This is a genomic window from Streptomyces sp. CLV115 (assembly GCF_038448545.1).
Lineage (GTDB): Bacteria > Actinomycetota > Actinomycetes > Streptomycetales > Streptomycetaceae > Streptomyces > Streptomyces sanglieri.
The window spans coordinates 1-9,366 of sequence record NZ_JBCEWQ010000234.1 but is presented as its reverse complement, the minus strand read 5'-3'; the positions used below and the strand labels follow the sequence as shown (position 1 = coordinate 9,366).

Below are 9,366 nucleotides of genomic sequence, written 5' to 3'. Positions count from 1 at the left end.
GGCCGGCGCGGGGGTGAAGACGGGCACGGGGACGGGCGGGGCGGCTCGTCCCGGGTGGCCTACTTGCGCTTGGGACGCTTGCCCTTGGTCGTCTTCCGGGCCGCCGGGTTTCCGGTGCGGGACGAGCGGCGCTTCTCGTAGCGGGCCAGCGCCGTCTCGTACTCCGTGCGGTGCAGCTGCTCGCCCGGCGCCTCCCGGAACGTACGGAGGAAGTACGCGATCAGCGAGCCGACGAAGCCGATCGTCTTGAGGCCGCGCAGATTGGCCTCGCGCGCCGGGTCTGCGGGGCGGCGGCTGAACCCCTCCCAGGTCTTGCGGAAGGCGATGGCGCTGCAGATGGCGAACATCAGCACCACCAGGACGCCGACGAAACTGCCGACATCGGCGATCTGGAGTCCCTGGTAGGCGAACCGGAGCACGAAGCAGGCGACGACCGCGGCGGCCAGCGAGCCGACCGCCGCCCCGGCGCGTCGCAGCCCGTAGCCCCCGCTGTGGTCGACCCAGGTCGTACCGAAGAAGCGCAGGGGCTCGGGCTGCGGGCCGGGCGTGCCGGAGCCGGGGGCTTCGCTGTTCTCGCTCACGAAGTCGATTATCCCCGGGCGGTCGCGGGCCCGGACGCGCCGGTCACCGTTCCGGCCGCGATCCCGTCGCGGCCCCGTCGCCGCGGCGGTCCCGTCGCCGCAGCGATCAGACGCAGCGCGGCGCGATCAGACGCAGCGCGGCGCGATCAGTCGCAGCGCGGCGCGATGTAGCCGTCGCTGCCCGTGTGGACGTAGGCGTCCGCCACGAACTGGCCGTTGGCGATGTTGTCCCAGATGTTCGAGGTGCCGTACGGGCCGGTGACCCGCTCCCCCGGCTTCTGGCAGTAGACCGGAATCTTCATTCCGTACGGGAGGGTCCTGACGATCCCGTACTTGGTGCCCGGTCCGGTGCGGACGTTGACGCGGTAGCCGGGCGCGATCGGGTACCGGGTGACGTCGTCGGAACCGGCCGCCACCACGTTCTCGGAGACGTCGGTCGCGGTGTCGGTCGCGGCATCGCTCGCGGTGTCGGTGTGCTCGTCCATGGCCATGAGGCCCTCCCCCGTTGAGAGTTCGGTGTGTACGACGCGCAGGCTACAAGCCCCATCCGGATCGCACGCACCATCGACTAGGCTCCGTGCGTCGCGCTTGCGGACGAACACACGGGGGTGGGCGATGCCGCCGCTGCGAGGTACCGGAGCCAATCCGGAAGCGGAGCATCCGGAGTACGCCGGGCAGTACCGTCTTGAGGCACGTCTCGGCGCTGGCGGCATGGGAGTCGTACACCTGGCGCGCTCCGCCTCCGGACTGCAACTCGCCGTCAAGGTGGTGCACCGGCAGTACGCGGCGAACCCGGAGTTCAGGGCACGTTTCCGGCAGGAGGTCGGGGCGGCCCGGCGGGTGAGCGGCGCCTTCACCGCGTCGGTCGTCGATGCCGACCCGGACGCCGCACGGCCGTGGATGGCCACCCTGTACGTACCCGGCCCCACCCTCGCCGACCAGGTGAAGCGGAACGGGCCGATGGCCCCGGCCGAACTGCGCAGGCTGACCGCGGGGCTCGCCGAGGCGCTGCGGGACATCCACCGGGCCGGTGTCATCCACCGCGACCTCAAGCCGAGCAACGTGCTGCTCTCCGACTCCGGGCCCAAGGTCATCGACTTCGGGATCTCCCGGCCGTACGACAGCGATCTGCGCACCGAGACCGGCAAGCTGATCGGCTCGCCGCCGTACATGGCGCCCGAGCAGTTCCAGCGGCCGCGCGAGGTCGGGCCCGCCGCCGATGTGTTCGCCCTGGGAGCGGTGCTCGTCCACGCGGCGACCGGCCGGGGGCCCTTCGACTCGGACAGCCCGTACATCGTGGCCTACCAGGTGGTGCACGACGAGGCCGATCTGGCGGGGGTGCCGGGGGACCTGGCACCGCTGATCGGGCAGTGCCTGACGAAGGACCCCGCCGGGCGGCCCACCCCGGACGAGATCATGACGGCACTGCGGCCGCCCTCGTACGAGGCCGCCGCGTTCATACCGTCGCAGCGGCGGCCGGCTCCCGCCGGGGCGGGAACCGATGTCGGGGTCGCGGTGGCCCTCGTCCCGGAGGCGGGGGCGCGCGCCGGCGCGGAAGCCGATACCCATGTGGGCGGGGCGGCGGAGCGGGACGGGAGGACGTCCGCCTTCGGCGGCGGCAACAAGCGGCGGTGGCTGGCGGCCACCGCGGCGCTGCTGGTCATGGGGGCCGGCGGGGTGTGGGCCGTCGGTGCCGAGGGCGGCTCCGGCGGATCGGGCGGCTCCGGCGGCCTGGGCGGGTCGAAGGGCTCGGCGGAGGAGTTCGCGCCGTGGCGCACCGCGCTGCGGACCACCGGCAGATCGACGCCGGTCTGTTCCCCGGCGGGCGGCTCCGGGACGGATACGGGTGGCTCCGGGACGGAGGCGTCCGGCCCGCCCGCGGCGCTGTACTGCGCGACCGGCGGCATCGGTGTCTCCCGGCTGGATCCGGCGGACGGCCGGGTGCTGTGGTCCCGTCGCGCGGAGGCGGACGCGCCGGCGGTCGGCGTGGTGTCGGTCTCCGGCGGTCTGGTGCACACGGCGGTGCCGGGCGGGAAGCTCCGGGCGTACGACCCCGCCAAGGGCGAGCAGGTCTGGGGCGCGGATCTCTCCCCGTATCTGGGCACCCCCTTCGGCGCGGGTGACACGCTGCTGCTGGTGGCCGGGGACGGCACGACCGAGGCGCTGGACTCCGCGACCGGGGTGTCCCTCTGGCGCCACGCGCTCGCCGGGCACCAGCGCCCGGACTACGCGCTCTACGACGCGGGCACCGGGCTGGCCTACGCCTTCGAGCACTCGGCCTACGGATCCTCCACGCTGGTCACGGCCGTCGACGTCACGACGGGGCACACGGCCTGGCAGCGGCGGCTGGACGGGATGCTGACGCCGGTGGGGACCTCGGACGGCGCGCTCGTCCTGACGTCCATGAACGGGGACTCCCAGACCGTCGGGCTGGTCCGCTACGACCCGGCGCGGGGACGTGCCGTACGGACGGTGCTGCCGTTCCGGATGAACGAACCGGAGGTCGTGATGGGCGGGGACACCGCCTATCTGCTGGCGCACGGCGGCACGCTGGTCGCCGTGGACACCCGCCCGGCCGGTGGCGAGGCGGTCCGCTGGCAGCTGGAGACCGCCGCCGGGCGGACGTCCGCGCCGGTACTCGCCGCCGGGAACCGGCTGTACTTCTCGGCGGCGGACGGGCGGTTGCTGGCCGTGGACACCGAGCACGGAAAGCTGCTGGGCCAGACGGCGCCCCGGCTGCGCAACGGGAGGCTCACGTACTCCTCGGCGCTGCCCGCCCCGGTCGCCGCCGGGCGGACCGTCTTCGGGACCGCGCCCGACGGGTCCGTGTTCGCCGTGGACGGGCAGGACCCCGCCCGCTGGTGAGAGCGGGCGGGGTCCGGTGGTCTGTCGGGCTGTCGGTTGGTCGGTCTTCCCGCCTGTCTGTCTGTCGGCGGGGCGGTCAGCCGAGCCTGGACACGTTCTGTCGGCAGGCCGGTCAGCCGAGCCTGGACACGTCGCGCACCGCGCCCCGGTCCGCGCTCGTCGCCATCGCCGCGTAGGCGCGCAGCGCGGCCGAGACCTTGCGCTCGCGGTTCTTCGGCGCGTACACACCGTTCAGCGCCTCGCGGCGGGTGGCCAGCTCGGCCTCGGGGACGAGGAGCTCGATCGAGCGGTTCGGGATGTCGATCCTGATCCGGTCGCCGTCCTCGACCAGCGCGATGGTGCCGCCCGATGCGGCCTCCGGCGAGGCGTGGCCGATGGACAGGCCCGACGTACCACCGGAGAAGCGGCCGTCGGTCACCAGGGCGCAGCTCTTGCCGAGGCCGCGGCCCTTGAGGAAGGAGGTCGGGTAGAGCATCTCCTGCATGCCGGGGCCGCCGCGCGGACCCTCGTAGCGGATGACGACGACGTCGCCCTCCTTGATCTCCTTGCGGAGGATCTTGTCGACGGCCTCGTCCTGCGACTCGCAGACGACCGCCGGGCCCTCGAAGGTCCAGATCGACTCGTCGACACCCGCCGTCTTCACGACGCAGCCGTCCTCGGCGAGGTTGCCCTTGAGGACCGCGAGGCCGCCGTCCTTGGAGTAGGCGTGCGCCAGGTCGCGGATGCAGCCGCCGGCCGCGTCCAGGTCGAGGGTCTCCCAGCGCTCCGACTGCGAGAAGGCGGTCGCGGAACGGACACATCCGGGGGCCGCGTGCCACAGCTCGACGGCCTCCGGGGACGGGGAGCCGCCGCGGATGTCCCAGTCCTTCAGCCACTGGGCGAGGGAGTCGGAGTGGACCGAGTGCACGTCCTCGTCGAGCAGACCGCCGCGGTGCAGCTCACCGAGGAGCGCGGGGATGCCGCCGGCCCGGTGGACGTCCTCCATGTAGTAGGTGCCGCCGGGTGCCACGTTGGGGGCGACCTTCGACAGGCAGGGGACGCGGCGCGAGACCGCGTCGATGTCGGCCAGGTCGTAGGACAGCTCGGCCTCCTGCGCCGCGGCGAGCAGGTGCAGGATCGTGTTGGTGGAGCCGCCCATCGCGATGTCCAGCGCCATCGCGTTGTCGAACGCGGCGCGGGTGCCGATGGAGCGGGGCAGGACCGTCTCGTCGTCCTGCTCGTAGTAGCGCCTGGTGATGTCGACGACCGTGCGGCCGGCGTCCTCGTACAGCGCCCTGCGGGCGGTGTGCGTGGCGAGGACGGAGCCGTTGCCGGGGAGGGAGAGGCCGAGGACCTCGGTCAGGCAGTTCATCGAGTTGGCGGTGAACATGCCGGAACAGCTGCCGCAGGTGGGACAGGCGTTCTCCTCGATACGGAGGATGTCCTCGTCCGAGATGCTCTCGTCGACGGCGTCGCTGATCGCGTTGACCAGGTCGAGCTTGCGGACCGTGCCGTCGACCAGGGTGGCCTTGCCGGCCTCCATCGGGCCGCCGGAGACGAAGACCGTCGGGATGTTGAGGCGCATCGCCGCCATCAGCATGCCGGGGGTGATCTTGTCGCAGTTGGAGATGCAGATCAGCGCGTCCGCGCAGTGCGCCTCGACCATGTACTCGACGGAGTCGGCGATCAGGTCGCGGGAGGGGAGGCTGTAGAGCATCCCGCCGTGGCCCATCGCGATGCCGTCGTCGACGGCGATGGTGTTGAACTCGCGCGGCACGGCGCCCGCGGCCTTGATGGCGTCGGAGACGATCCGGCCGACCGGGGCCAGGTGGGTGTGGCCGGGGACGAACTCGGTGAAGGAGTTGGCGACCGCGATGATCGGCTTGCCGATGTCCTCGCTCGCTACGCCCGAGGCCCGCATAAGGGCGCGGGCGCCCGCCATGTTGCGGCCGTGGGTGACAGTGCGGGACCTCAGCTGGGGCATCGTCTCTCGCTCCTTCGACGTTTAAGACTGTCTCCGAGCGTACGCCTCCGGCTCCAAGATCTGGACACAGTGTCCGAAATGCGGGATGAATTGCTCGCTGAGTGGTCGGCGGGCGGCCGGCGGCCGGACGGTGCGCGGAGAGGCGGCGGGCGCCCGTCCCCGCGGGGCTCAGGACTCCGTCAGATAGCGCTGGAGCGTCGGCGCGACCATCTCGACGATCTTCTCCGGATCCGCCGAGGCGAGCGGCTCCGCCCGGATCACGTAGCGGAGCATCGCGATCCCGATCATGTGCGAAGCCGCCAGCTCCGCGCGGAAGGTGGCGTCCGGTACGTCCAGCGCCTCCGCGACGCGCTCCAGGAGCCGGCGCAGCACGAAGCCCCTCAGGACCTTCGCCGCCGCCTCGTGCGTCAGCGCGGATCGCATGATCGCGAGCAGCGGGGCCCTGGACGCCGGGTTCTCCCATACGGCGATGAAGTAGCGGGCCAGCCGCTCGCCCAGGCCGTCCGTGCCGTTGCCGAGGACGTCCGGGATCACCAGGGCCGGCTCGAAGGACAGCTCGATGGCGGCCGCAAAGACCTCGTCCTTCGTACCGAAGTAGTGGTGGACCAGTGCGGAGTCGACACCCGCCGCCTTGGCGATGCCCCGGACCGATGTCTTGTCGTACCCGCGCTCCGCGAATTCGGTGCGGGCCGCCTCCAGGATGCGGGTGCGGGCGTCGGGGCCGGAGGTGTCGGCGGTACGGGAGGGGCGGCCGCGGCGCTTGGGGCCGGTGGGGCCGGAGGCGCCGGTGGGGCTAGAGGCGCCGGGGCCGTCCGCAGGACCGGGGCCGTCCGGGGCGCCGGGGCCGTCCGCAGGACCGCCCGTCATGGCCGCGGCGCTCGGGTCGGGGACGAGGCCAGGTGGAGCCGGGTGAAGGCCAGCGCCTCCGCCAGGTCGGCCTCGCGTTCGGCGGTGGACATGGCGCGGCGGGTGTTGACCTCGATGACGACATGGCCGTCGAAGCCGGTGCGGGCCAGGTGCTCCAGGAGTTCGGCACAGGGCTGGTCGCCCCGGCCGGGCACCAGGTGCTCGTCCTTGTTGGAGCCCTTGCCGTCGGCGAGGTGGATGTGGGCGAGCCGGTCGCCCATCCGCTCGACCATCCCCATGCCGTCCGTGCGGGCCGTCGCGGTGTGCGAGAGGTCCACGGTGAAGTGGCGGTAGTCGTCGTTGGTGACGTCCCAGTCGGGGGCGTACGCCAGCATCTCGCGGTCCCGGTAGCGCCACGGGTACATGTTCTCCACGGCGAACCGCACATCGGTCTCGTCCGCCATCCGCCAGATCCCGGTGACGAAGTCGCGCGCGTAATTGCGCTGCCAACGGAACGGCGGGTGGACTACCACGGTCGTCGCCCCGAGCTTCTCCGCCGCGGCACGGGCCCGCTGGAGCTTCACCCACGGATCGGTTGACCAGACGCGCTGGGTGATCAGCAGACAGGGCGCGTGGACGGCGAGGATCGGCACCTGGTGATAGTCGGAGAGCCGCCGCAGTGCCTCTGTGTCCTGGCTGACGGGGTCGGTCCACACCATGACCTCGACACCGTCGTAACCGAGGCGCGCGGCGATCTCGAAGGCCGTCGCCGTCGACTCCGGGTAGACGGAAGCCGTCGACAGGGCGACCTTCGCATCCGGGATGCGCACCACTGGTTCTGCCACTGGGACAGCGTACGGGCAGCGGTACGCCCCGCCGAGGGGGTCCGGTCGGAAAGTGAGATGCCCCATGACGGCGCACAGTGGGATGCACCATGACGGCGCACGCGGTGGTGCACGCCGGGGCATTGCGCCGCAGGCCCCGAGCCCGTCTCCGTCTCCGTCCCCGCCCCGTTCCCGCCCCGCGCCCGCTCCGGCGCGTTCAGCCGCCGAACGCGGCTGGCTCCTGCGCCGGCAGATGGTCCAGGCGGCGCAGGATGACGCCCTCACGCAGCGCCCAGGGGCAGATCTCCAGCTCCTCGACCCCGAACAGATCCATGGCTCCCTCCGCGACCAGCGCCCCGGCGAGCAGCTGCGCGGCCCGGCCCTCGGAGACGCCGGGCAGACCGCCGCGCTGCTCGGTGGTCATCGCCGCCAGCTTCGGCACCCACTCCTCCAGCGACTTGCGGGTGAGGGCGCGCTGGACGTACAGGCCCTCGGTGGAGCGTGCGGCGCCCGCGATCCTGGCGAGCTGCTTGAAGGTCTTGGACGTGGCCACGACATGGTCCGGGCGCCCGAGCCGGGTGAACTCCCCGACGCTGCGGGCGATCCTGGCCCGGACATGGCGGCGCAGCGCCTTCACCTCGGCCGGGTCCGGCGGATCGCCCGGCAGCCATCCGGCGGTGAGCCGGCCGGCCCCGAGCGGCAGCGAGACCGCGGCGTCCGGTTCCTCGTCCATGCCGTACGCGATCTCCAGCGAACCGCCCCCGATGTCCAGGACCAGCAGCCGGCCCGACGACCAGCCGAACCAGCGGCGCGCGGCGAGGAAGGTGAGCCGGGCCTCCTCCGCGCCGCTCAGGACGGCGAGGTCGACCCCGGTCTCCTCCCGCACCCGGGCCAGCACCTGATCTGCGTTGCTCGCCTCCCGCACCGCGGACGTGGCGAACGGCAGGACGTCCTCGCACCCCTTGTCCTCCGCGGCCTGGAGCGCGTCGGCCACCGTGGCCACCAGCCGGTCCACGCCCTCGGGGCCGATCGCCCCGTCCTCGTCGAGCAGTTCGGCCAGGCGCAGCTCCGCCTTGTGCGAGTGCGCGGGCAGCGGGCGTGCGCCGGGGTGCGCGTCCACCACCAGCAGATGCACCGTGTTCGAACCCACGTCGAGGACTCCGAGTCTCATACAGCGAACGCTACCGGGACCTCGGACTTACCCTTGGCGCGTGCCAAAGACGAAAAAGGCGAAGCCGGGCAAAAACACGAAGAAGCAGAGAACGAAGCAGGAGATGCAGCAACAGGAAGCACCGGAAGCGAACGGACCGGACCGGTCCGACGACGAGACGGGGATCGATTTCGCACGTGCCTGGGTCGAGTTCCCGGACCCGGGGGACGACGAACAGATCTTCCGCTGCGACCTGACCTGGCTGACCTCCAGGTGGACCTGCATCTTCGGCAGCGGCTGCCAGGGCATCCAGGTGGGCCGCGCGGACGACGGCTGCTGCACGCTGGGCGCGCACTTCTCGGACGAGGACGACGAGAAGCGGGTGGCGGGCCACGTCGAACGGCTGACCCCCGACCTGTGGCAGTTCCACGACGTCGGTACGGAGACGGGCTGGGTCCAGGTCGACGACGACGGGGAACGCCAGACCCGGCGCTGGAAGGGCTCGTGCATCTTCCAGAACCGGCCCGGATTCGCGGGAGGCGCGGGCTGCTCCCTGCACATCCTGGCGCTGCGGGAGGGCAAGGAGCCCCTGGAGACCAAGCCGGACGTCTGCTGGCAGCTGCCGGTCCGGCGCACCTACGACTGGATCGACCGGCCCGACGACACCCGGATCCTCCAGGTGTCGATCGGTGAGTACGACCGCCGGGGCTGGGGCCCGGGCGGCCACGATCTGCACTGGTGGTGCACCTCGGCGACCTCGGCGCACGGGGCCGGGGAGCCGGTGTACGTCTCGTACCGGCCCGAGCTCGTCGAGATGATGGGCAAGGAGGCGTACGACCGCCTCGCCGAGCTGTGCGAGGAGCGGCTCGCCGCACTGCTGCCGATGGCACCGCACCCCGCGGACCCGGCCCCTCCGGCCGGCCCTGCGTGAGGATGCGGGGACGGACGTGAGGGAGCCGCGGCATACCCGGGTCTCAGCCGGCCGGGGGCGGCGTGTCCGGTCCCGGGTCGGTGGTGGGTGTGGGACCGGTCGGATCCGGGGACGGTGACGGATCGGTCGGGCCCGAGTCCGTCGGGGTCGGCGTGGGGTCGCCCGGGCCGGTCGACGGGCCGGTCGACGGGTCCGGGTCCGGGGAG

Annotated in this window: 8 protein-coding genes; 2 read left to right on the top strand and 6 right to left on the bottom strand. The window is 72.5% G+C overall.

Features of this window, described 5'->3' with window-relative positions:
- Nucleotides 1-59: 59 nt before the first annotated feature.
- Nucleotides 60-581 carry a hypothetical protein gene (locus tag AADR41_RS39585; protein ID WP_124719452.1) on the bottom strand — a complete coding sequence of 174 codons (522 nt, stop codon included), beginning with the start codon at nucleotides 579-581 and terminating at the stop codon, nucleotides 60-62.
- A 146-nt stretch (nucleotides 582-727) separates the two neighbouring features.
- Nucleotides 728-1,072, bottom strand: coding sequence for an SH3 domain-containing protein (locus AADR41_RS39580; RefSeq protein ID WP_446751192.1), 345 nt, complete (start codon nucleotides 1,070-1,072; stop codon nucleotides 728-730).
- Nucleotides 1,073-1,196: 124 nt separating this feature from the next.
- Between AADR41_RS39580 and AADR41_RS39575 the strand changes: the two genes are divergently transcribed.
- Nucleotides 1,197-3,446 (top strand): serine/threonine-protein kinase, encoded by a 2,250-nt coding sequence (locus AADR41_RS39575; protein WP_342287094.1) that lies wholly within the window; start codon nucleotides 1,197-1,199, stop codon nucleotides 3,444-3,446.
- A 112-nt stretch (nucleotides 3,447-3,558) separates the two neighbouring features.
- Here the strand turns inward: AADR41_RS39575 and ilvD are convergent, their stop codons facing one another.
- The 4 genes from ilvD to AADR41_RS39555 form a co-directional block, all read right to left on the bottom strand.
- On the bottom strand, nucleotides 3,559-5,409 hold the full coding sequence (gene ilvD / locus AADR41_RS39570) for a dihydroxy-acid dehydratase (protein WP_342287092.1): 1,851 nt from the start codon (nucleotides 5,407-5,409) through the stop codon (nucleotides 3,559-3,561).
- Between the two features lie 168 nt (nucleotides 5,410-5,577).
- Nucleotides 5,578-6,276, bottom strand: a complete 699-nt coding sequence (locus tag AADR41_RS39565) for a TetR/AcrR family transcriptional regulator (RefSeq protein ID WP_342287090.1) — start codon at nucleotides 6,274-6,276, stop codon at nucleotides 5,578-5,580.
- Nucleotides 6,273-7,100 (bottom strand): sugar phosphate isomerase/epimerase family protein, encoded by an 828-nt coding sequence (locus AADR41_RS39560; RefSeq protein WP_342287089.1) that lies wholly within the window; start codon nucleotides 7,098-7,100, stop codon nucleotides 6,273-6,275. The genes AADR41_RS39565 and AADR41_RS39560 overlap by 4 nt, the downstream gene beginning before the upstream one ends.
- A gap of 196 nt (nucleotides 7,101-7,296) precedes the next feature.
- The gene (locus AADR41_RS39555; protein WP_342287088.1) at nucleotides 7,297-8,250 is read right to left on the bottom strand and encodes a Ppx/GppA phosphatase family protein; all 954 of its coding nucleotides are present in this window, start codon (nucleotides 8,248-8,250) and stop codon (nucleotides 7,297-7,299) included.
- Nucleotides 8,251-8,290: 40 nt separating this feature from the next.
- Between AADR41_RS39555 and AADR41_RS39550 the strand changes: the two genes are divergently transcribed.
- A complete protein-coding gene (locus AADR41_RS39550; RefSeq protein ID WP_342287086.1) occupies nucleotides 8,291-9,160 on the top strand; it encodes a hypothetical protein in 870 nt (289 codons plus the stop codon).
- Nucleotides 9,161-9,366 lie beyond the last annotated feature (206 nt).